Below are 21,629 nucleotides of genomic sequence, written 5' to 3' on the forward strand. Positions count from 1 at the left end.
TACCGCCCGACGCTGTTTACCAATCGGCAGCCGGAGCTAGCGTAGTTCCGTCAGAAGCCAATAGAGCTTCAGGGCATCGAGCTGGCGGAGGCTGGGGCGGCCGGAAAGCAGATTGCGGCGCACCTGCTCGCGGCCCAGGCCGAAAGCGGCCCGCACGGCGTGGCTCAACCCCCAGCGCTGCAGGCGCAGGGCCGCCCGGAGCAGGCGGGTGTCGGCCCCCAGTCCTTCGGCCCGGTAGAGTTGCACGAGGTTGCGTACCGCGTCGTGGGTTTTCTGCAGGAAAATGGGCGCCGGTTCCAGCCCGTCGTGCAGTACGGGGTTATCGAGGTGGTGAACGTCAATGGCCGCCCGGCGCAGCAGCCACCCGAACTTGGTGTCCTCGTGGCCGTAGCGGGTCAGGTTTTCATCCAGGCCCAACTGGCAGAATACTTTCCGCTCGATGAGCAGGTTGTTGAGCGTGAGCTGGCCGTGGGGGGCGCGCTGACGTACGGCGGCCGGCCGGGCCTCGCGGTGCCGACCATAGAGCCAGCGCAGCCGCAGGGCCGCCTCCGGGGGGGGCGCCGCCTCGTAGGCGGTGCCCCCGGACAGCACCGCGCCCCGATGGCGGGCGGCGGCGTAGCGGGCCAAAAACTGCGCGTCGGGCAGGCGGCTGTCGTTGTCGAGCAGCAGCAGCCAGGTGTAGCGGGCGGCGGTGGCCAGTTGGTTGCGAATGGCGGACCGGCCCACGTTGCAGTCCAGCTCGCGGTAGTGCACGCCGGGCAGGTGAGCCAGCTCCCGGTTCAGTTGCCGGAAGGCGTCCGCCGAGCCGTCGTCGAGGCAGTGCACCTCCACGGGGCCGGGCCAGTCGGCTACCTGCGCCCGCAGGCCGCGCACCAGCGGGCGTACATCGTAGTTGAATACCGGAATCAGGATGGAAAGCCCAGTCATTCTCTGATAAAAAGAGCAGACGCGTGCAGCAAACAGCGCCGGCCGCCGGCCGGACTTCGGACGAAGAGTACGCTGGAACCCGGATTGGTTGTCAGCCAGCTCGATTTTAATTAGGATTGTCTGCCCGGTTGGTCTTTTTCACGGCGACCAGGGAGGTCAAAACCGGGTCAGCTCAACTCAAAAGGCGTCCGGGCGGAGTCAATGAGCTGCCCCTGCTCGCACTTGAGCACCCGGCGCGGGTACTGCTGAATGAGCTGGTAGTTGTGGGTGGCCATGAGCACGGCCGTCCCGGCGTTGTTGATTTCCACGAACAGCTTCATGATGCTATCGGCCACATCGGGGTCGAGGTTGCCGGTGGGCTCGTCGGCCAGCAGCAGCAACGGCTCGTTGAGCAGGGCGCGGGCAATGACCACGCGCTGCTGCTCGCCGCCGGAGAGCTGGTGGGGCATTTTGCCGGCCACGCTGGCCAGCCCCACGCGCATGAGCACCTCAGAAATGCGCTGCTGCTTGCGGGCCTTGCCCTTCCAGCCGGTGGCATTGAGCACAAACAGCAGGTTGTCGGCCACCGAGCGGTCGAAGAGCAGCTGGAAATCCTGGAAAATGATGCCCAGCTTGCGGCGCAGGTACGGCACCTTGTCGGTGCTGCCGGTGCGGGGCAAGCTGAAGCCCACCACCGAGCCGGTGCCCGCGGGCAGGGGCAGGTCGGCGTAGAGCGTTTTGAGCAGGGAGCTTTTACCCGAGCCGGTGCGGCCCACCAGATAGGCAAACTCGCCCTTTTCCAGCGCAAACGACACCTTTTGCAGCACCGTGTTCACGTCCTGCATAATGTAGGCGTCGTGCAGCTCAATTACGGTCATAAGGAGGATGTGAGGGTCTGGGGGACTAGGGGGCTGAGGGGCGGGGTGCTCGGGAAGGGGGGCGCTGGCTGTTAAACGGAACTTCGCTGGCTGAGTTTTGAACGCAAACCCGGTCCCGCCGTCCTTCCATCAACCCGGTCCCTGATCCACTCAGGCCCCTACTTCCAGCTTTTGCAGCTTCCCGAATTCCAGCCCCGAAATAACGTCGGCCAGCTCAGTTTCCTTGCCAGCCAGCCCGTAGCGGTGCAGGTCCTTCAGGGGCCGGTCGGCACGGAAGTAGGCAATGAGCACGAATTCCTCGTCCCGCAGCTGAATATAGTCCGGAATCTTGGCCTTGCCCTTTACTTTGATGATGTACATGGAGTTAATGTGGGAAATGTGAAAATGTGAAAAATGTGAAAATAGCTAGTCAGCACATCCACCACATTCTTCACATCTCACACATTAAAAGTTAACCATTTACCTTTTAATGTGTGAGATGTGGAAAATGTGAAAAATGTGAAAATGGCTAGTCAGCACATTCACCACATTTTCCACATCTCACACATTAAAAGTTAACCATTCACCTTTTTGTGGTCGGCCAGGAAAGTGGCCAGGCCTTTGTCGGTGAGGGGGTGGTTGAGCAGGCCGGTGATGACGTTCAGCGGGCAGGTCACCACATCGGCACCCAGCTCAGCGCACTGCAACAGGTGGGGTACGTGGCGCACGGAGGCGGCCAGCACCTGGGTGGGGTAACCGTAGTTGCTGAAGATGTCCACAATCTGCTGCACCAGCTGCAGGCCATCGTGCCCGATATCATCCAGGCGGCCCACGAAGGGCGACACGTAGGTAGCGCCGGCTTTGGCGGCCAGCAAGGCCTGCCCGGCCGAGAAAATCAGCGTGCAGTTGGTTTTGATGCCCTTGTCGGAGAAGTAGCGGATGGCTTTCACGCCGTCGCGGATCATGGGAATCTTCACCACAATGTTCGGGTGTAGCTCGGCCAGGGCCTCCCCTTCCCGGATCATGCCGTCGTAGTCGGTGGCAATTACTTCCGCCGACACGTCGCCGTCCACGATATCGCAGATCTGCTTATAGTGGGCCATCACGGCATCGGTGCCCTTGATGCCTTCCTTGGCCATCAGCGAGGGGTTGGTAGTCACGCCGTCGAGCACACCGAGCTCCACGGCTTCCTGAATCTCCTTCAGGTTGGCGGTATCAATGAAAAATTTCATGCGGGTAGGTTGGGAAACAACAATGCCCCAAAGCTACTCACTGATTACGCGGATTCGGTGGATTGGCCGGATTTTGTGTCGCACCTGCGCCGGTTAGCCTGCTCCAACAGGTCCGAAAACAGGAAAAGCGCCCGGTGGGGGCGCTTTTCACAAAAGTCAGGTGATTTTGGCGAGAAACGTCAGCCGCAAAAAACCCGTGATAAAAAAGCGAGCCAAAATCGCACCGCTCAACCACCTACCCTTGCTACCTTCCGGTCCTGGGGGAATTCAGCAGGAGCTGGTCGTTCTGACTCGCCGTGACAAAGGTACGCAGCAATTCAACGGATTTGGTAGCAGGGCCGGCTTTTTTTGCCTGGCAGAGCGGTATCATCAAGGGAATCAGCCGGTTTTTTTTCGGGCGGAGCCCCGGCGCTAGTTTTTCCAGGCCTTGTTAGCGGCTTTGTACTTCTTTTTAAGAGTACGCTTATACCGGTCAACGGTGCGCAGCTGCACCAGTTGGGCTTTGTCAGTGGCCGTCACGACCAGCAGCGTATCGTAATAGCCGGCCGAACTGATGCGCAGGCGGGGCTCGGCCACGGCACTTTTCATCAGAAATTTCCCGTCGGAATTAGTTGTGACGGCCGTTTTCCGATCATCGGCCAATGCGACGGTGGCGCCGGCCACGGGTTTGCCGGCAAAATCGGTTACGTTGCCGAACACCTCCCGGGGCAGGGCCTCCTGCATCGGCGCGGGGGCGGCGGAAGGCGGAGCCGGCGCACACGCAAGACCAGCCGGGAAAAACGGCAGAGAGCAGAACAAGAGCAAAAACAGCACCATGGAAAAAAAAGAAAAGCGAAGTTCCGGCCGCCGGCGTGGCGGCTTTTCAACTGCTCCTTCAACGCCGGGCCGGCCGCTTTGTTCTGCTTCCTCTTCGTCCCGGCGCAGCTTTTTTTCACCCCGATTCCCGGCCGGCTACTGCATCTGGCGCCGGGCTTCTTTGGTGCGCTTCTTCAGGTCGCGGCGGTAGTCGCGGATGGGGTCAAGCTTGAACAGCAGGTCGGCCGGCCCCCGGGCCACGCGCTCAGCATCCTCGTAGCCGGCAAAACTTACCCGCAACAGGGGCGCCGAGCTGCCGAGAGACACCAGAAAGTCGCCGTTGGCATTGGTGGTTACCGAGTGCAACTGGTGGCCGACGACGGCCACGGTAGCGCCCGCCAGCGGATTTCCCCACTCATCTACCACGTTGCCGGCCAGCGTCCGGCCCGCCGGTTGGGATGCCGCCGCCGCTGGCCCCGGCACCGATACGGCCAGCATATCGGGGGAGGTTGCGGGGTTCAGGGAGTCGACGGGAGCCGCTTCGGGAGCTGCCTGCTGGGCCGTAACCGGAGCGGGCAACACCAGGGCGCCCAGCAACGACAAAGCCAAAAGGGGTAACGCTGAATGCATAGAGTATTCTTTGAGCAGGCGAAAACCATCACCTTTTCAAAGGTGCCGGGATTTAGAAGCCCAGGAAAGGCAGGCACCACCCGGTTCGTGACTAGCATTTCCTCCTGAAACGAATAGCAGTATACCCGCTAAAAGAGCTTTCAGCAGGCCAGCAAGCGCATTAGGCTGGTCTGGGTGGGTACCGTGAACGGGCCTTGTGTGACCTTACTTCCGTGGGATGCGCCCTCCGGGTTTCCAGCCCTGAGGGGGCCGCCGGGCGGGTAGGCCAAGAAAAAACGAGCTGGGTGGCGCAGGTCTGAAATCTGCGCGCTAATTTTGCCCATGCCTCAACAGATTCTGATTCTCGATTTTGGGTCGCAGTACACCCAGCTCATTGCCCGGCGCATCCGGGAGTTGAACGTTTACTGCGAAATTCACCCGTATACGCACGCCCCGGACCTCACTGAGGACATCCGGGGCGTGGTGCTTTCGGGCTCCCCGTGTTCCGTGCGCGATGCCAATTCGCCCAACCCCGACCTGAGCCGCTACCTGGGCCGGGTGCCGGTGCTGGGCGTGTGCTACGGCGCCCAGCTGCTGGCCCACCAGCAGGGCGGCGAGGTGCTGCCGGCCACCATCCGCGAGTACGGCCGTGCCCGCCTCACCCATCTCAACCAGCACCACCCGCTGCTGCGCGGCCTGGCGCCCGGTTCCCAGGTCTGGATGTCGCACGGCGACACCATCAAGGAGCTGCCGGCCGGCTTCCTGACTATTGCCGGTACGCCCGACGTGGCCGTGGCGGCCTACGAAATCGAGGGCCAGCAGACCTACGGCATCCAGTTTCACCCCGAAGTAACCCACTCCACCGACGGCAAGCAGCTCATGCGCAACTTCGTGGTGGACGTGTGCGGCTGCCTCCAGGACTGGACGCCCGAGCACTTCGTGGACAGCATGGTGACGACCCTGCAAACCACCATCGGCGAGCAGGACCAGGTGATTCTGGGCCTCTCGGGCGGGGTGGACAGCAGCGTGGCGGCCCTGCTGCTGCACCGCGCCATCGGCCAGCGCCTGCACGGCATTTTCGTCAACAACGGGCTGCTGCGCAAGGACGAGTTCGAGGATGTGCTCCACTCCTACCGCGACCTGGGCCTGAACGTGCGCGGCGTGGACGCCAGCGCCGAGTTCTACCAGGCCCTCGAAGGCCTCACCGACCCGGAGCTCAAGCGCAAAGCCATCGGACGTACCTTCATTGAGGTCTTCGACCGCGAAGCCCAGAAAGTGGACGGGGCCCGCTGGCTGGCCCAGGGCACTATCTACCCCGACGTGATTGAGTCGGTGTCGGTGAACGGCCCGGCCGTGACCATCAAGAGCCACCACAACGTGGGCGGCCTGCCCGAGAAGATGAACCTGAAGATTGTGGAGCCCCTGCGCACCCTCTTCAAGGACGAAGTGCGGGAAGTAGGCGCGGCCCTGGAGCTGCCCCTCAACATTCTGCACCGCCACCCCTTCCCCGGCCCCGGCCTGGGCATCCGCATCCTCGGCGACATCACGCCCCACAAAGTAGATCTGCTCCAGCGGGCCGACGCCATCTTCATCAACGGCCTCAAGGAGCACGGCCTCTACGACCAGGTGTGGCAGGCCGGCGTGATGCTGCTGCCCATTCAGAGCGTGGGCGTGATGGGCGATGAGCGCACCTACGAGCAGGTAGTGGCCCTGCGCGCCGTGACCAGCGTGGATGGCATGACCGCCGACTGGGCCCACCTGCCCTACGATTTCCTGGCCGAAGTGAGCAACCGCATCATCAACCAGGTGCGCGGCATCAACCGCGTGGTGTACGATATCAGCTCCAAGCCCCCCGCCACTATCGAATGGGAGTAGAAGGTGAGGTGGTGAAATAGTGAGATGGTGAGTTTGGCGTTCCGTGGTCCTGTTTGCGCAAGCAGCGCAGCCTTTACCGACTAAACATCAAACTCACTATTTCACCACCTCACCATTTCACCGAATAAAAAAACCCGCTCCGGCGCAAGCCGAAGCGGGTTTTTTTATTGAAGTGCGCGCGGGGAGATTCGAACTCCCACACCCGAAGGCACCACCCCCTCAAGATGGCGTGTCTACCAGTTTCACCACGTGCGCTGATGACGGCTAGCACTCCTTTTACTAAGCGAAGGCCGAAGCTTTCGGATTCACTGAGGCGGCGAATCGATGACAAAAGTAGAGGGTTGCCGGCAAGGGTGCAAGTAGGACGCTGCTTTTTCCGCGTTTATCGGCCGCACATTTCGGTTTCGCACTCATTGTCAGCGGTAAAAATTTCATCTTTCATTCACACAGGCAGCCGGATCTTGCCGGCAAGTGCACTCCCGTCCCTCTTTTTCCCCCTTGCCCGTTGTTCCATGACACCTCCCCTCGCTCCTACCTCGCGGCCCGCCAAGTCCGCTAACTTCTTTGCCCGCTTTGCCGGTGTGGTTACCACCTGGTCGGGCTCCACGGCAGCCTTCTGCCTGGCAGCGGGCGTAGTGGGCGTCTGGGCCCTTACCGGGCCGCTGTTCGGGTATTCTGAAACCTGGCAGCTGGTCATCAACACGGGCACCACCATCGTCACGTTTCTGATGGTATTCCTGATTCAGCGGGCCCAGAACAAGGATTCTTTGGTACTGCACCTCAAGCTCAACGAGCTGCTGGCGGCCCACAAGGGGGCCAGCAACCGGCTCATCAACGCCCAGGACTTCTCGGAGGAGGAAATCAACCTGCTCCACGGCTACTTTTGCCTGCTCGCGGCCAAGGCCAAGCAGGACCACGACCTGGGCCGCACCCACTCAGTGGAAGAAGCCGAAGTAAACCACCAGGAAAAGAAACGCGCCCACCGCTAGCAGGCGGGACTACAAAAAAGCCGGCCCTTTCCCGTAGGGAAGAGGCCGGCTGTAACGCATAGAGGGGGCCAACTACTCGGCGCGGGCCAGCGGGGTGTTCACCACGTGCTCCGACACGAACCACACCTGCAGTTCGTTGGTGCGCATCACGTCGCTTACCACCACGTCGTTGGTACCGTCGTCACCGGCCTCGTCGGCGGCTTTGGCGTACTCGTGGCAGTTTTTTAGGATGATCTGGTGGGCTTCCAGCAGGCGCGAAACCTGTACGGGGGCTTCTTCCCGGTCGCGGGGCGGGCGCGGGATGCTGGTCATCTCGGCCACGTCGGCGGCCATGGCCACGGCTACCCCACCCAGAATCTGGATGCGTTCCGCAATGGTATCGACCAGGGCGCTCTGCTCCTCGTAGTGCTTATCGTAGAGCAGGTGAAGCTGGTAAAACGTAGGGCCCACTACCTGCCAGTGATGCTTCTTGTAGAGGTCGCGCAGGCTGATGGTATCGGCCAGCAACTGGTTGAGCTGACCCACGCTCTGCTGACGGGTTTTTTCGTCGAGGCCAATGGGCAGGCGCTGCGACACGGTGCCGAACTTCTGGAGCGGGGCGGGCGCGTTGAACTGCTGGTTCAGGATGGGCTGCACGCTGGGCGCGGGCCGGCCGGCAGCGGCAGTGGATTTCTTGGGAGCGGCTTTTTCAGCAGCCGGCGCTGATTTGGCGGTGGTTTTGGCCATGATTGCGAAAGGAACAGAAATGTCAGAAAGGAATTCAGTAGGCAGCCAGCTGAGCGGTGCCCGCTGGTGTTGCTACCTTACGCAGAAAAGGTGCGTAGGTTAACCGTACCACCTGCCTTTTGGCCCTCCGCCTCCCGTATGCAGCACGTTCATCCGCACCCCGAAGACCACCTGACCAGCTCGGCCATGCTACAGGATATCGTCATTGGCCTCTCCGACGGGCTGACCGTGCCCTTCGCCCTGGCCGCCGGCCTGAGTGGGGCCGTCGCCTCCTCGGCCCTCGTGATTACGGCCGGACTGGCCGAAATCGTCGCCGGCTCCATTGCCATGGGCTTGGGCGGCTACCTGGCCGGCCGCACCGAAGTGGAGCACTACGAGGCCGAACTGCAGCGCGAGTACCAGGAAGTGCACGACGTGCCCCACGTAGAGCGGGCCGAGGTAGATGAATTGCTGGCCGAAATGGGCCTCTCGGAAGCTACCCGCGCCCAAGCCGTGCGGGAACTCACCGCCGACCCCGACCAGTGGGTGCGCTTTATGATGAAGTACGAGTTGGGCCTGGAAAAACCCGACCCGCGCCAGGCCCCCAAAAGTGCGGCTACCATCAGCGCGGCCTACGCCGTGGGCGGCCTGATTCCGCTCAGCGCCTACTTTCTGACCAGCACGCCCACCGAAGGCCTGGCCCTCTCGGCCGTAATTACGCTGGTGTGCCTGCTGATTTTCGGCTACCTGAAAAGCCGCCTGACCGGGCAGCCGCCCGTGCGCGGGGCGCTTAAAATGGCCGGTGTCGGGGCCCTGGCGGCCGGGGCGGCATTTGTGGTGGCCCGGCAGTTTACCGCCGACTAGCCGCTCCGGCCGGCGCGCTATCTTTGCCGGCCCACCATTTACTTTGCCTGGCCCCATGAACGAAGCCCACCTCCACCTGCTGCTCAACCACACTCCCATTCTGGGCTGCCTGTTCGGGCTGCTGGTACTGGGGGCGGGCCTGGTGAAGGCCAGCCCCCCGGTTATCCGTACCGGCCTGATTACGGTGCTGGGCGCCGCCCTGCTCTGCCTGCCCACCCAGCTGACGGGTAAGGGTGCCGAGGAAGTAGTGGAAAAGCTGCCCGGCATCTCTCATCAGCTGATTGAAGCGCACGAAGAAGCCGCCGAACTGGGATTCTGGGCCCTGGAGCTGACCGGGGCGCTGGCGCTGCTGGCCCTGCTGCAAACCGGCCGGCAGCGGCTCTTCATCCGGCTGGCGCTGGCCGGCGCCCTGCTCAGTTTCGGGCTGCTGGCCCGCACCGGCCACCTCGGCGGCCAGATCCGCCACCCGGAAATCGGGAAGTAGCCCCGACGGCTTAGGGGATGGCGCCATCTCATCTGTCTTGCTGAGTAGAACCCACCAGTGGGTTTTACCACCGCCCGCCCGGTCGGCTTCTTGTCCTACCTAGTCACCACCACACGCATTGCCAGCTCATGCCCTTTCCCTTTTTTGGTGATGATAAGTCCACGGTGGCCCGTTTGCTTTCAACCTTACCCCAGCAGGGCCGGGTAGAATGGATCGGCCTGCGACCAGCCCGGCGCGAGCCCGTGCGGGTAGTAGCGGAGGCCGAAGCCGAAACCGACCGCCATTTGCTGGGCGACCACGCCCGCCCGCGGCCCGGCGGCAAACGCCAGCTTACCCTCATCCAGCACGAGCACCTGGCGGCCGTGGCGGGCTTCCTGGGCCTGCCCGAGCCCCTGGATCCGGCCCGCCTGCGCCGCAACCTAGTCGTGAGCGGCCTGAACCTGCTGGCCCTCAAGAGCCGGCACATTCAGATTGGCGAGGAAGTGCTGCTGGAGATTACGGGCGAGTGCCACCCCTGCTCCCGCATGGAAGAGGAACTGGGCCCCGGCGGCTACAATGCCATGCGCGGGCACGGGGGGCTCACCGCCCGCATCGTGCGCGGGGGAGTTATCCGTACTGGCGACGTGGTAAGCGTGGTCTCTCCACCAGCTGCTTCGCCTTAATAGAAAAAAATCAATATTCTATAAACAATTAAGGAAAAGGCACTGATTATGAATCCATTCCCCGGCTTTATGCCGTAGGTATTCTCACTTGCCGCCAGCCATGTTCCGTTGTTTGGCGGGTCTGCTACCGCTACTGCTCCTACTTCTTTATTGCCTCCCGCCCACACACCGGCCCGAGGTTTTGATCAGTTCTTGTGATGATAAACCCGCTCCGCACATGGATCCTGCTACCTGCACCCCCAATCTGGCGGCCACTGCCCTGGCTCTCCTGATTTTATCAGAATTACTGCCCTCCGCCGGCGTTTCCGTCTCGTGTCCTACTACCCCGGCTGCAGGCACCGATACTACGCCCGAGGCCTGGCATCGGCGCCCCTGAGTTAAACCCAGCTTCTGCGGGCAGAACACCTTCTACCCAGCACCACAAGCCCTCCGACCCGGATGAACGCATCAGGGCCGGAGGGCTTCTTTGGGGGGATTAAGGTAGTTGGGGGCGGCTTGCCAGGAGCCTACACGGCCCCTTCCATGCGCACAATGCGGGGCGTGAAGGAGCCCAGCACGTCTACCAGGCTCGTCTGACTCTGCATTACGGCCCGGATGTCCTTGTAGGCCTGGGGCGCTTCGTCGAGGCCGCCGCCGAGTAGTTCCACCTGGTGCTGGCGCAGGAACCGGCGCAGGTCGGCCTCGCCCAGTTCCGTTTTGGCCCGGGTGCGCGACATCGCCCGGCCGGCTCCGTGGGAGGCCGAGCTCAGCGAGCTGGCCTCGCCCCGCCCCCGCACGATAAACCCGGGAGCCGTCATCGAGCCGGGAATGATGCCCAGCACGCCCGCCCCGGCCGGCGTAGCGCCCTTGCGGTGCACCACCACCTCCCGGCCGTCGGCCAGGTGCTCCTTCCAGGCGAAGTTGTGGTGGTTCTCGACTTTGGCCAGAGGTTTTTCGCCCAACGCCCTGGCCAGCCGGTGATGAATCTGGTGGTGGCAGGCCGAGGCGTAGTCGCCGGCCAGGTTCATGGCGGCCCAGTACTCCTGGCCGGCTTCGGTTTCGAGGCCGAGCCAGGCCAGGTGCTGGGCTTCGGCGGGCAGCTGGCAAACGTCTTTAGCCAGCTTGGTATAATGATTGGCGACGCTGGCCCCCAGCCCCCGGGAACCGGAGTGTGAGAGCAGGCCCAGGTACTGGCCCGGGGCCACGCCCAGCTCATTGGCGGGGTCGGTGATGTCGACCACGCCCCACTCCACGAAGTGGTTGCCCCCGCCCGAGGAGCCGATTTGCGCGGCCGCCGTATCCAGCTTGTTGCGCAGGAAGGGAATATCCTGAAACTCGCTGCGGCTCAGCACCGCGTGGTCGAGGTGCTGGCCGTGGCGGAACACGTCGCGCCCCCCGAACCGGGTGTTGTCGAGCAGCAGCTTACGCAGCTCCGGCACCCGCTGCTCCAGATGCTTGGGCGGCAGCGCAAACACCGACAGGGCCATCCGGCAGCCGATGTCCACGCCTACGGCGTAAGGAATTACGGCGTTATCGGTGGCCAGTACGCCCCCGATGGGCAGGCCGTAGCCGTGGTGGGCATCGGGCATGAGGGCCCCGGCCACGGTGACGGGCAGCTTCATGGCCGTTTCCATCTGATGAATAGCCCCCGGCTCGATGTGCTCGGCCCCGAATACGGCGTAGTCCTTGCGCTCGGACAAGGCGATGTGGCGGCTGGGAGCGGGCAGCAGCGCGGCAGCCGTATGGCTCCAGTCGAGGTGGGTGAGGAAGTTGGCGGGGGCGTCGAGCAGGGCCCGCAGCAGCCCCAGCTGGTCGGTTTGGGAGAGACGCCTGAGGTGTTTGCGCTGCAATTGGGCCAGCGCCAGCCCAATGGCCCGACCTTCCGGGAAGCCCAGTTGGCGAAGGTCGTTGCCACGTAGTTGAGAAGCCATGTTTTGTTGGTTAGTAGTGGAGGGTGGAATCTGGCAACTGGCGCCGGCAGCCGGGAGTCGCGCAGACTACTGCCGCCGGACATCACCGGGCACTTGCCGGCCATCATCGAACGCCCGTTATGCATTGAAAATCAGCAAACGGAAGCTCTCGTCTCTCAGACCGAAGCGGCCGTCAGGGGTTGTAACGCCTGTTCGAAGGCCTGTAGAGTGTGGTGGGGCGGCTTGGGGTCGAAAATGGCGAAGTCGAGGCGGCGGAAGCGGGTGCGGATGCCCGGCTCGGCGAGAACTTCGGCAAAGAGCCGGGCCACCTGGGCGGGGTCGTTGCCGAACACGCCGCAGCCCCAGGCCCCCAACACCAGCGCTTCCGTACCGTGGCGGGCCGCCGCCGCCAGCACCAGGCGCAGGCGCTGGCGCATAAACGGCTCCAGCTGCGGCAGCAGCTCCGGCGAGTTGCGGCGCAGGGCTCCGGCATTAACGGCCGGAGCCGTAATGATATCGAGCGGAAACGGCCGGGGCAGCCACTCGCCGGCCTCGCCCCGAAATACGGGCACGGCGGGAGAGTACACCAGATAGTCGCTGTACAGCCCCGTACTGCCGGGGCGGCTGTTGTGGGCATAAAGCTGGGGAAACTGCGTCAGGCAGGGATAAAGACCCGAGGAGCGGGCCAGACTTTCTTCCTGGGCCTGACTGCCCCCCCGAAATCCGCCCCCGGGGTTTCGGGCCGAGGCGAAGTTGAGGCAGCCCACCCGCCCGAATTGCTGCCGGAGGCGGGCGGCGGCTTCGAGAGTAGTGGCCGGGTACACCCGCAGCTCGGCCGCCGTGGTGCCCGGGGCACTCAGCTCGGTCAGCAGTTCCGCGCCTTCATCGGGCGGGTAGAGGCGGCTGCCGGCTTCGGCGGCGCGCTGCCAACCGGTGAGCTCGACGTACACGCCCAGGGCCGACTCGTAGCCGCCCTGGCTGAGCGCGTCGAGCGTAGTGGAAGCAATGGCTTGGCGGATTTCGCGGTTCATTTCGCGGTTCATGGGATTCATGGGAATAGAGTAAGTTGATCAGGAAATTATCGGGCCTGAACCCGGGAGTGACGCCGCTTTTCTGGTTTCAAAAGTCACTCCCGGGGCCGCCGTCTGGTCACGTAGGATAGCGCAGTAAAGAGAATAAAACACCTGTTGACTGAGACGCTACGCTGGCATTATCAGCCTTCCATCCCACGTCGTCTTTCAATAAAAAAATACCTCACATATTCCTTCAGGAGAGCTATTTGTTTTTAATATAAATAAAAATGGCGACGTATTTTTTTGGGTAATAGTTTCCCTTATTCGTATTTTCCAACGAACAATTTCAGCAGCAGAAAAACAACCGGGGCACCGTCAGCTGCCGTGCTTCTGCAGCAGACGAAAGAAGGCCACGTTACCCCTGAAGGCGCTGGCGGAGCGGAATACCAGGCAGACTGCGCCCGGAACGGGGCCGCGCCCGCAAGGGTAGAAGCAAGGAGGAGAACAGCATAGCGGGAAAATATTCAGCGGATAGACCAACAAGAAAAACGCCCGAATCTGGCTGGATTCGGGCGTTAGCGGAAGCGAATAACAGGTTTAAACCCTCATCTGCAAGCTGGCGCGCCGGACCCTGGCTGGATCTTTTGATCCAGTGAGCTGAGCATTGGCTGATAATCGTTGGCGTGGCGGCGCATGGCGGAGAGGCGTTGTTGATTCGGGGCAGTTGTTGCGCTCGAACGGGACAAAGATAGCGGAGTTTATTTTTCAATTGCAATACAAAATCTTAATAATTTTTAAATTATTTTTTTTCATTCGCTTTAAATCCGATTTATAATCATAAACCACCCCGCTATTTACATCACGAAGCATTCCCGTCTTTTTATTCCCAATGCAGCCTGGCGGTAAACCACGCAGCAGTTGCTGCGCGGCAGCGTTGCCGGGCTGAGTTGCGCCACTACGGACTCCGGCCCGGCCGTCGCTTCAGGTGGGCGGGCCAGTGCTACCGGGCCAAGACCCGACGAAAACTTCCGGCCCCGGGGGCGCGTTCTGCCCTTGTTCTATGCCCCGTCTCGCCACTTCCGACCGTTACGCGCTGCCCCTGCCCACCGGCCACCGTTTCCCCATCGCCAAATACGCCCTCATCCGCGAGCAGCTGCTCTGGCAGGGAGTAGCCACGCCCGAGCACTTTTACGACCCGGGCTTTTGCCCGGAGCAAGACCTGCTGCGGGTGCATACCGCGGCGTACTGGCACAAAATCCGCGACCAGCAGTTGAGCCCGGCCGAGGTGCGGCGCCTGGGGCTGCCGCAAAGCCCGGAGCTCACGCGCCGCTCCCTGAGCAGCGCGGCCGGCACCCTCGAATCGGCTAAGCGGGCCCTGCTCGACGGCATTGGGCTGAACCTGGCCGGGGGCACCCACCACGCCTTCCGCGACCGGGGCGAGGGGTTCTGCGTGCTCAACGACATTGCCATTGCCGCCACCCACCTGCTCCACCACCGCCTGGCCCGGCAGGTGCTGGTCGTCGACCTCGACGTGCACCAGGGCGACGGGACGGCCAGTATTTTCCGCGAGGACCCCCGGGTGTTCACCTTCTCCATGCACGCCGGGGCCAATTACCCGCTGCGCAAGGAGCAGTCGGACCTGGATGTGGCCCTGGACCTGGGCACCGGCGACGCGGAGTACCTGCGCCGCCTGCGCGACACCCTGCCCCACCTGCTGGCCCAGGTGCAGCCCGACTTCGTTTTCTACCTGGCCGGCGTAGACGTGCTGGCCACCGACAAGCTGGGCAAGCTCGCCCTCACCCAATCCGGCTGCCGCCAGCGCGACGAATACGTGCTCGGCCTCTGCCACCAGCAGCAGCTGCCCGTGGCCGTGAGCATGGGCGGCGGCTATTCCGAGCGCCTGGCCGACATCGTAGACGCCCACTGCAACACGTTCCGCGTGGCGTTTGAGTTGTGGGAGGGATAAATGAGTGAAGTGGTGAATGAGTGGCTGGCTGGCTGGCTGGCTGGGCGCCATGCTCAGGATGACCGTATCTTTGCAGCCACTACTTGCTCAACCGCTCATTCACCGAGTCACTCATTTACCATGTACCTGCACAACCCGCTAACTGACCTGCCGGCCGCCAGCTCCTTGCCGATGCCCGGGTCGGCGGAGGCCCCCGGAACGCCGGCCCAGCGGGCCTTCCGGGAGGCGGTGGCGCAGGTGGAGGGGCTGCGGCAGCGCCTGCGGGAGTTGCAGGCCGAGCAGGCCGAGGCCCGGCGGCGCTACTGGCAGCAGGTGGGACCGGCGGCCGCCACAGTGGTAAAGGCCCGCGAAGCCCTGTTTGCGCCCCTGGAAGAGGCCCTGCTACTGGGCTTTTTCAGCCGCCTGGAAGAGCAGCAGATTACGGCTCTCATTGTAGGCAATGCCCGCGCCCTTCAGGACCGGTTCGGGGAAGATGCGGCGGCTATCCTGCGCAAGTATGCCCCCCGCCGCCGGGTGGACGAGGACGACGACAACGAACCCGCCCAGGCCCAGACGCCAGCACCCGCCGGCCCCGGCCAGGACGACCGGCCCGCCCACGAGCGGGCGGCCGAGGCGGCCCGGGGCCGGCGCAAAACCAGGCAGCAAAAAGCCGACGAAGCCGCCGCCCAGGCAGCCCGGGACCAGGAGCAGGCCTTGCTCTCGAACACCAAAACCCTCTACCGCCAGCTGGCCCGCACCCACCACCCCGACCTGGTCCAGGACGCGGCCGGCCAGCAGCAGCGCACCCGGCTCATGCAGCGCATCACGGAGGCCTACGAAACCAACGACCTGTACACCCTGCTTCAGCTCCTCTCCGAAACGCCCAACGCCACCTCCCCCACCGACGACACCGTACTCAAACGGTACACCACCGCCCTCACCCAGCAGCAAACCGAGCTCAAGCACCAGCTCAACGAACTCAAATACGGCGCGAACGGGTTCAGCGGCAGCAGCGGCAAGAAGCGTGAGCAGGAAATCCGCCAGCTCAAGCGCCACCTCAAAGCCGAAGCCGAGTACCTGGCCCACGTGCTGCGCCTCGTGCAGGAGCCTACCGGCCTGCGGGAAGTGCTGCGGGAGCTGGCCGCCGAGGGCCACGACACCGTGTAGCGAAACATGCTACTTCGTTGGCCGCCAGACCAGGCCCAGCCCGGCTCCGCCCCCGGGGCCCGGCAGCCAGGTGGGCGTGAAGCCCAGGCCCTCGGGCAGACGGGGCGGGCGGCCCCACCGGTTGCGGTGGGTGAGGTAGCCCAGGTGAGCCGACAGAATACCAAAGCCCGCGCCCGCAATGACGTCGCTCTGCCAGTGCTTGGTATTAATCATGCGCAGGGCCGCCACGCTGGTAGCCAGCGTATAGGCCCCGATGCCGTACCACTGGCTTTTGTCGCGGAATTCGGTGTGCACAATGCTGGCCGCCAGAAACGCCTGGGCCGTGTGGCCCGAGGGAAACGAGCGGTTATCGGAGCCGTCGGGGCGGGTTCTGCGGGTCAGGTTCTTTACCGTAAATACCGAGGCCAGCATGAACAGCTCCGATTTGGCGATAACCAGCACCGTGTTCAGGCGGTCATCGCGCGACTCCACCCCGGCCAGCGCCACCAAGCCCAACTCGGCGTAGGGGGCGAAGATGAGCAGGTCGTCGAGCTTGGTGCGGTAGGTGGGAAAGAGCCGGTGAATGTCGCGGTTGGCCTGCCGGTCAGTGTAGAAGCCGCCCCCGTTGGAGAGGTACGCCCCGTAGCCAATGAGCACGGCCGGCACGATGGTAGCCCGCACCAGCTTGCCCCGGTACCAGGGCTTTTTCACCACCGTCGGGATGCCCCCCACAGTCTCGAATTTATGGAGGGTATCGGTGGGCGCCGCGGGCGGGGGCGTTGCCACCTGGGCCTGGGCAGATACGAACGGGGTACCGGCCAGGGTCAGCACCAGGGCCAGACGAGCAAAAAACGACATAACCAGTACGCAGAATAGAGAATGGGGGGAAAGCCGAGCCGGGGTGCCGGATACGCTGGCCGCGGCGCGGAAGTTATTCGGCCAGAAACGCCACGATCTGCGCCAGTACCGCCGGGTCGCGCATGATCTGGTTATGGCCCAGGCCGGTGGTGGCCCGGAAGTCGAGGGAGGGCCAGCCGGCGGCAATGTCCCGGGCCTCGCGAAACGGAATGCTGGCGTCCTGCTCGTCGTGGAGCAGCAGGGCGCGGCCGGCCGGGAAGGCCGGGCCGGCGTGGGTCAGGCTGAAGCTCTCCGCGTCGCGGCCGTGCTGCTCCCGGATATGGCGCTTCATGCGGGCCACCACGGCCGGGGGCAGACGCAGCATCTCGGCGAAGCGCCGGGCCACGGCCGGGGTGCTGCCCGGCACGGCCAGCAGCACCAGCCGCGGCAGCTGCCCGCCCGTGGCTTCGTTGAAACGCACCGGCACGCCCACTGTGGTAGCGCCCCCCAGGGAATGGGCCACCACGGCGTACACTTCGCCCAGGGTATCGGCCACGGCCTGTACGGCCCGACCGTAGGCAGGCAGCGTAAGGCGGCTGCCGTACGAAGCCCCGTGGGCCGGCGCATCGAGGGCCACCACCCGAAACCCGGCCGCCACCAGGGCCTGGGCCAGCACGCCCCAGAAACTGGCCCGGTGCTCCCAGCCGTGCACCAGCAGCACCGTGCGGGAACCGGCCCGATTCCACTCGTACGCCGCCACCTGGCCGGCCGGCATCGGCACGAAAAACTGCCGGGCCCCGGCCAGGGCCGCCGCTTCCCAATGCTTTTCGGGCAGACGACGCGGCGTGGTGAACAGCCGCCAGGCCGCCCCGAAGGCCCACTCCGTGGAAACGGCCGCCTGCAGCCGGAGCTTGAGGCGCAGCAGGTTCAGGCCGGGGGGCACGGGGGCGGTAACGGGCGGGGCGGGCGCTACGGGAGCAGACTGGATGGACGTCATAGCCGGCAAATATCCGCTATTCCGGCCCAAGTCCGGTGAGCCGCGTGCCCGCCGGCCGCGGTTGGGGCCGGGTTAGCGGCCACCCGCCCCGCCCCCCATGCCCCACGTATGTACCGACTTCTCTACCTTTGCCCGGCCTGGCCCCGCGCCGGGCCTTTTCCCCGTCACTTCGCGAACCTACTTCTTTATGGCTTCTTCTTCCGCTTCCCTGCCGACCATGACCATGCAGCTCGGCTCGTACCAGGCCGCCGTCGATACCAAACTTCAGGATTTCCGCAACCGTAACTTTACCACCGGCTTCTGGCAGAAACAGGCCGACCTGTGGGTGGCCGACGCCGAGGGCCAGCAGAGCATCCGCAGCTTTATGGGCTGGCTGCGCGTGGTGGAAACCATGCTGCCCGCCGTGGCCGAGATAGAGGAGTTTGTGCAGGAAGTGAAAGCCGCCGGCTTCCGCCACGTAGTGGTGATGGGCATGGGCGGCAGCTCCATGACGCCCATCGTGTTCCGCCAGGCCTTCGAGCACCTGGCCCAGGGCCTGCCCCTGTCGGTGCTCGATACCACCAACCCCGGCTCGGTGCGCGAGATTGAGGACACCGTGCCCCTGGCCGAAACCCTGTTTGTGGTGGCCAGCAAATCGGGCACCACGGCCGAGCCCCTGGCCTTCGGCGACTATTTCTACGCCCGCCTCCGGGAGCTGAAGGGCGAGCGGGCCGGCGAGAACTTCGTGGCCATTACCGACCCCGGCTCCCAGTTCGTGACCCAGGCCACGGCCGAGGGCTACCGCCGCATCTTCCTGAACTTCGCCGAGGTGGGCGGCCGCTTCTCGGCCCTCTCCTACTTCGGCCTGGTGCCCGCCGCCTTGTACGGCATCGACATCAAAACCCTGCTCGAACGCGCCCAGCTTATGATGCGCGCCACCGGCTCGGAAGGCCCCGTGGACCGCAACCCCGGCCTGGAGCTGGGCACCGCCCTGGGCGTGCTGGCCGAGCAGGGCCGCGACAAGCTCACGCTGGTGGTGCCCGCCGACCTCTCCGACCTGGGCCTGTGGCTGGAGCAGCTCATTGCCGAAAGCACCGGCAAGCAGGGCAAGGGCATTCTGCCCGTGGCCGGCGACCCGCTGGGCGAGCCGGCCGTGTACGGCACCGACCGCGTGTTCGTGTACGTGGGCTACGAAAGCCACCCCGACGAGGACAACCGCCGCCGGGTGGCCGCCCTGGAAGCTGCCGGCCACCCCGTCATCACCATCCTGCTCCACGACCCGCTTGACCTCGGAGCCGAGTTCTTCCGCTGGGAAGTGGCCACGGCCGTGGCCAGCGCCGTGTTCGGCATCAACCCCTTCGACCAGCCCAACGTGCAGGCCGCCAAAACGGCCACCAACCAGCTCATGAAGGTGGTGGAAACCGAAGGCAAACTGCCCCAGACCAGCACGCCCGCGGTGAGCGAGGACGGCCTGGACTACTACGCCGACCTGTCGGGCAACAGCGCCGCCGAGGTGCTGGCCGCCTTCTTCGGCCAGGCCCGGGCCCACGACTTCCTCTGCATTCAGGCCTACCTGATGGAAACGCCGGCCGTGAATGCCGAGCTCGACGCGCTGCGCGCCTTGGTGCAGCAGCGCCTGCACCTGGCCACGGCCTCGGGCTACGGGCCGCGCTTCCTGCACTCCACCGGCCAGTACCACAAGGGCGGCCCCGACACCGGCCTCTACCTGCAAATCACCACCGACCACGCCCTGGACCTGCCCCTGCCCGGCCGCCCCTACACCTTCGGCACCCTCCAGAACGCCCAGGCTGCCGGCGACCTGCAGGCCCTCCAGGACTATAACCGCCGCACCCTGCGCGTCCACCTCGGCGCGGGCGGCGAGCAAGCCGGCGTAGAACTGCTCCTGACCGCCCTGAAGAAGGCTCTGAGCACCAACCGCTGATTTTCGCTGATTTTATGTTCAGCGTAGCTTCATGGTACCGCTGTTGACAAAAAACCGCCACCTCCTATGAGGTGGCGGTTTTTTTGTACGCGCCAGAATAGCTCACTACCATTCGGCAACGAGGCGGCATACCAGTAGCTAACCGAACACAGAAATCAGCGCAATCACGATTCATCAGCGGAAATCAGCGATTAAAGTCGTCCTGCACGCGCACGATGTCGTCTTCGTCGGAGGGCCGGGCGGCGTCGGTGTGCTGCCAGATTTCGGCCACGGTGCCCCAGTCGTCGAGGCCGATGAGGCGGTGCCGCTCCCCCCGCTGCAGGGTGATTTGCTCGCCGGGGCCGTAGGTTTTGAGCGGGCCTTCCTCATCGGTGGGGCTGGTGATGACGCCCACCGTGCCGCTGACCACGCGCCAGATTTCGGCCCGGCGATGGTGGTACTGCCAGCTCAGGCGCTGGTGCGGGGCTACGAGCAGGATTTTGGGACTGAGCTTGCCCGCTATCCGCAGCGAATCCACGGTCAGGCCGCCGAAGTACTGGTCGGCAAACGGCTGGGCCTGGGTTTCATCGAGTACGAAGAAGCCGCCCCAGGGGCGCTGCGTATCCTGGCGCTCGATGCGGAAGCCCTGGCCGATCAGGTGGCGGGCGGTGTGGTCGAAAAGGGCCGTTTTTTCGGAGTTGTTGGTCATGGCGAAAAAGGAGTAGCACAACAAATGACCGGCCGGACAGCATCCATTCCGCCCCGGACTGTGGCCTAAAGTAACATTTCGGCGCTGTCGGGCCTACTGCGCGGCCCGGAATTTCGGCGGCAGCGGCGGACGGCAAATCAAATTGCCTGCCGCCGCCGTACTGTCAGGTATCCTTCCACTTACTCCCGAACTCATGGAAAAAGTAGCCGCTGGGGTCCACCAGCTCTCTATTCAGCGCTTTGTGAATGTCTATTTCGTTGAAACCGGTACGCCCGGCGAGTGGGTACTGGTAGATACCGGTCTGCCCGGCTCGGAGCAGGCCATTATTGCCGCCGCCGACCAGATTTTCTATCCCGGCTCGCACCCGGAGGCCATTATTCTCACCCACGGCCACATGGACCACGCCGGTTCGGCCCAGGCCCTGGCCGAACACTGGAAAGTACCCGTGCTGGCCCACCCGCTGGAGCTGCCCTTCCTCACGGCCCGGGCGGTGTACCCGCCCGCCGACCCCACCGTGGCCGGCGGCGGCTCGCTGGCTTTCGTAGCCCGGTTCTTCCCGCCCCAGTCGTTTCAGCTCACTGACTATGTGCAGCCGCTGCCACCCAACGACGTGGACCCGCCCTTCCTGCCCGACTGGGAGTGGCTGCATGTGCCGGGCCACGCGCCGGGTCAGATTGCCCTCTTCCGCCAGCAGGACCGCACCCTGCTCGGGGCCGACGCCTTCGCCACCTGCAACCACGAGTCGGTACCGTCGGTGCTGCTGCAGCTGCCCAAAATCAGCATTGCGGGGGCTCCCTTCAACTACAACTGGCAGCAGGTGGGCGAGTCCATCCGGCAGCTGGCTGCCCTTGAGCCCGAAGCCATCGGCTGCGGCCACGGCCCGGCCATTAAGGGGCCGCAGGCGGCCGACGGGCTGCGCCAGCTGGCCCGGGAGTTCCGCGTGCCGGCCCACGGCCGCTACGTGCAGCACCCCGCCCGCACCGATGAAAACGGCGTGGCCTACGTGCCGCCCGCTCCCCACGACCCCATCCGGGCCAAGTTTGCCGTGGCCGGAGCCGGCCTGGGCGCTCTGGTAGGAGCCGCCTGGCTGATGAAGCGCTATCAGAAGCGTAAGCAGAACGAATATCCGCGCCCCCTGGCTGCCGAGCCCAAGCACTCGCGCACTGGGGAAGTGATGCGCTGACCGCCGGCCGGCTGACCGGCATCAGAACGCTG

Annotated in this window: 21 protein-coding genes, 1 tRNA gene and 1 other RNA gene; 9 read left to right on the forward strand and 14 right to left on the reverse strand. The window is 64.3% G+C overall.

Features of this window, described 5'->3' with window-relative positions:
- Positions 1 to 36: 36 nt before the first annotated feature.
- The 7 genes from KLP40_RS15110 to KLP40_RS15140 all read right to left on the reverse strand — a co-directional run bounded on the left by KLP40_RS15110 (position 37) and on the right by KLP40_RS15140 (position 4,420).
- Positions 37 to 927: a glycosyltransferase family 2 protein gene (locus tag KLP40_RS15110; protein WP_215594674.1), complete on the reverse strand. Its 891-nt coding sequence runs from the start codon at positions 925 to 927 to the stop codon at positions 37 to 39.
- A 167-nt stretch (positions 928 to 1,094) separates the two neighbouring features.
- Complete coding sequence (locus KLP40_RS15115) at positions 1,095 to 1,784, reverse strand: cell division ATP-binding protein FtsE (protein ID WP_215594675.1); 690 nt, start codon at positions 1,782 to 1,784, stop codon at positions 1,095 to 1,097.
- A gap of 150 nt (positions 1,785 to 1,934) precedes the next feature.
- Positions 1,935 to 2,144 (reverse strand): fructose-6-phosphate aldolase, encoded by a 210-nt coding sequence (locus KLP40_RS15120; protein ID WP_215594676.1) that lies wholly within the window; start codon positions 2,142 to 2,144, stop codon positions 1,935 to 1,937.
- 194 nt (positions 2,145 to 2,338) lie between these two features.
- A complete protein-coding gene (fsa, locus tag KLP40_RS15125; RefSeq protein WP_215594677.1) occupies positions 2,339 to 2,995 on the reverse strand; it encodes a fructose-6-phosphate aldolase in 657 nt (218 codons plus the stop codon).
- A gap of 201 nt (positions 2,996 to 3,196) precedes the next feature.
- Positions 3,197 to 3,293, reverse strand: an RNA gene (gene ffs / locus KLP40_RS15130) — signal recognition particle sRNA small type.
- A gap of 113 nt (positions 3,294 to 3,406) precedes the next feature.
- Positions 3,407 to 3,811 carry a carboxypeptidase-like regulatory domain-containing protein gene (locus KLP40_RS15135; RefSeq protein WP_215594678.1) on the reverse strand — a complete coding sequence of 135 codons (405 nt, stop codon included), beginning with the start codon at positions 3,809 to 3,811 and terminating at the stop codon, positions 3,407 to 3,409.
- Between the two features lie 135 nt (positions 3,812 to 3,946).
- Entirely contained in the window at positions 3,947 to 4,420 is a 474-nt protein-coding gene (locus KLP40_RS15140; RefSeq protein ID WP_215594679.1) for a carboxypeptidase regulatory-like domain-containing protein, read from the reverse strand.
- Positions 4,421 to 4,741: 321 nt separating this feature from the next.
- Here KLP40_RS15140 and guaA point away from each other — a divergent pair, with 321 nt between their 5' ends.
- Positions 4,742 to 6,274 carry a glutamine-hydrolyzing GMP synthase gene (gene guaA / locus KLP40_RS15145; RefSeq protein ID WP_215594680.1) on the forward strand — a complete coding sequence of 511 codons (1,533 nt, stop codon included), beginning with the start codon at positions 4,742 to 4,744 and terminating at the stop codon, positions 6,272 to 6,274.
- Between the two features lie 173 nt (positions 6,275 to 6,447).
- Here guaA and KLP40_RS15150 read toward each other — a convergent pair.
- Positions 6,448 to 6,529 (reverse strand) — tRNA-Leu (locus KLP40_RS15150).
- Positions 6,530 to 6,786: 257 nt separating this feature from the next.
- On the opposite strand from KLP40_RS15150, the gene KLP40_RS15155 reads away from it, so the two are divergent.
- Positions 6,787 to 7,263 carry a low affinity iron permease family protein gene (locus KLP40_RS15155; RefSeq protein ID WP_215594681.1) on the forward strand — a complete coding sequence of 159 codons (477 nt, stop codon included), beginning with the start codon at positions 6,787 to 6,789 and terminating at the stop codon, positions 7,261 to 7,263.
- Between the two features lie 72 nt (positions 7,264 to 7,335).
- On the opposite strand, the gene KLP40_RS15160 is transcribed toward KLP40_RS15155, so the two are convergent.
- Positions 7,336 to 7,989, reverse strand: coding sequence for a Dps family protein (locus KLP40_RS15160; protein WP_215594682.1), 654 nt, complete (start codon positions 7,987 to 7,989; stop codon positions 7,336 to 7,338).
- A gap of 138 nt (positions 7,990 to 8,127) precedes the next feature.
- Here KLP40_RS15160 and KLP40_RS15165 point away from each other — a divergent pair, with 138 nt between their 5' ends.
- From KLP40_RS15165 to KLP40_RS15175, 3 genes are all read left to right on the forward strand, one after another.
- Entirely contained in the window at positions 8,128 to 8,832 is a 705-nt protein-coding gene (locus tag KLP40_RS15165; protein ID WP_215594683.1) for a VIT1/CCC1 transporter family protein, read from the forward strand.
- A 55-nt stretch (positions 8,833 to 8,887) separates the two neighbouring features.
- Positions 8,888 to 9,316: a hypothetical protein gene (locus KLP40_RS15170; RefSeq protein ID WP_215594684.1), complete on the forward strand. Its 429-nt coding sequence runs from the start codon at positions 8,888 to 8,890 to the stop codon at positions 9,314 to 9,316.
- 128 nt (positions 9,317 to 9,444) lie between these two features.
- Positions 9,445 to 9,978 carry an MOSC domain-containing protein gene (locus KLP40_RS15175; protein WP_215594685.1) on the forward strand — a complete coding sequence of 178 codons (534 nt, stop codon included), beginning with the start codon at positions 9,445 to 9,447 and terminating at the stop codon, positions 9,976 to 9,978.
- A 506-nt stretch (positions 9,979 to 10,484) separates the two neighbouring features.
- On the opposite strand, the gene KLP40_RS15180 is transcribed toward KLP40_RS15175, so the two are convergent.
- Positions 10,485 to 11,888 carry an RtcB family protein gene (locus tag KLP40_RS15180; RefSeq protein WP_215594686.1) on the reverse strand — a complete coding sequence of 468 codons (1,404 nt, stop codon included), beginning with the start codon at positions 11,886 to 11,888 and terminating at the stop codon, positions 10,485 to 10,487.
- Positions 11,889 to 12,043: 155 nt separating this feature from the next.
- On the reverse strand, positions 12,044 to 12,919 hold the full coding sequence (locus tag KLP40_RS15185; RefSeq protein WP_215594687.1) for a TIGR02452 family protein: 876 nt from the start codon (positions 12,917 to 12,919) through the stop codon (positions 12,044 to 12,046).
- 1,021 nt (positions 12,920 to 13,940) lie between these two features.
- Between KLP40_RS15185 and KLP40_RS15190 the strand changes: the two genes are divergently transcribed.
- Both KLP40_RS15190 and KLP40_RS15195 read left to right on the forward strand, forming a co-directional pair.
- The gene (locus KLP40_RS15190) at positions 13,941 to 14,846 is read left to right on the forward strand and encodes a histone deacetylase family protein (RefSeq protein WP_215594688.1); all 906 of its coding nucleotides are present in this window, start codon (positions 13,941 to 13,943) and stop codon (positions 14,844 to 14,846) included.
- Between the two features lie 120 nt (positions 14,847 to 14,966).
- Positions 14,967 to 15,992 (forward strand): J domain-containing protein, encoded by a 1,026-nt coding sequence (locus KLP40_RS15195; protein ID WP_215594689.1) that lies wholly within the window; start codon positions 14,967 to 14,969, stop codon positions 15,990 to 15,992.
- A 9-nt stretch (positions 15,993 to 16,001) separates the two neighbouring features.
- Here the strand turns inward: KLP40_RS15195 and KLP40_RS15200 are convergent, their stop codons facing one another.
- Entirely contained in the window at positions 16,002 to 16,829 is an 828-nt protein-coding gene (locus KLP40_RS15200; RefSeq protein ID WP_215594690.1) for a phosphatase PAP2 family protein, read from the reverse strand.
- A 73-nt stretch (positions 16,830 to 16,902) separates the two neighbouring features.
- On the reverse strand, positions 16,903 to 17,805 hold the full coding sequence (locus KLP40_RS15205) for an alpha/beta fold hydrolase (protein WP_215594691.1): 903 nt from the start codon (positions 17,803 to 17,805) through the stop codon (positions 16,903 to 16,905).
- A gap of 187 nt (positions 17,806 to 17,992) precedes the next feature.
- Here KLP40_RS15205 and KLP40_RS15210 point away from each other — a divergent pair, with 187 nt between their 5' ends.
- Positions 17,993 to 19,726, forward strand: a complete 1,734-nt coding sequence (locus KLP40_RS15210; RefSeq protein WP_215594692.1) for a hypothetical protein — start codon at positions 17,993 to 17,995, stop codon at positions 19,724 to 19,726.
- A gap of 184 nt (positions 19,727 to 19,910) precedes the next feature.
- Here KLP40_RS15210 and KLP40_RS15215 read toward each other — a convergent pair whose 3' ends face one another.
- A complete protein-coding gene (locus tag KLP40_RS15215) occupies positions 19,911 to 20,414 on the reverse strand; it encodes a cupin domain-containing protein (RefSeq protein WP_215594693.1) in 504 nt (167 codons plus the stop codon).
- A gap of 193 nt (positions 20,415 to 20,607) precedes the next feature.
- Between KLP40_RS15215 and KLP40_RS15220 the strand changes: the two genes are divergently transcribed.
- Positions 20,608 to 21,597 carry an MBL fold metallo-hydrolase gene (locus KLP40_RS15220; RefSeq protein ID WP_215594694.1) on the forward strand — a complete coding sequence of 330 codons (990 nt, stop codon included), beginning with the start codon at positions 20,608 to 20,610 and terminating at the stop codon, positions 21,595 to 21,597.
- Positions 21,598 to 21,629: the final 32 nt, after the last annotated feature.

It is taken from the genome of Hymenobacter piscis, assembly GCF_018760735.1.
Classification (GTDB): domain Bacteria; phylum Bacteroidota; class Bacteroidia; order Cytophagales; family Hymenobacteraceae; genus Hymenobacter; species Hymenobacter piscis.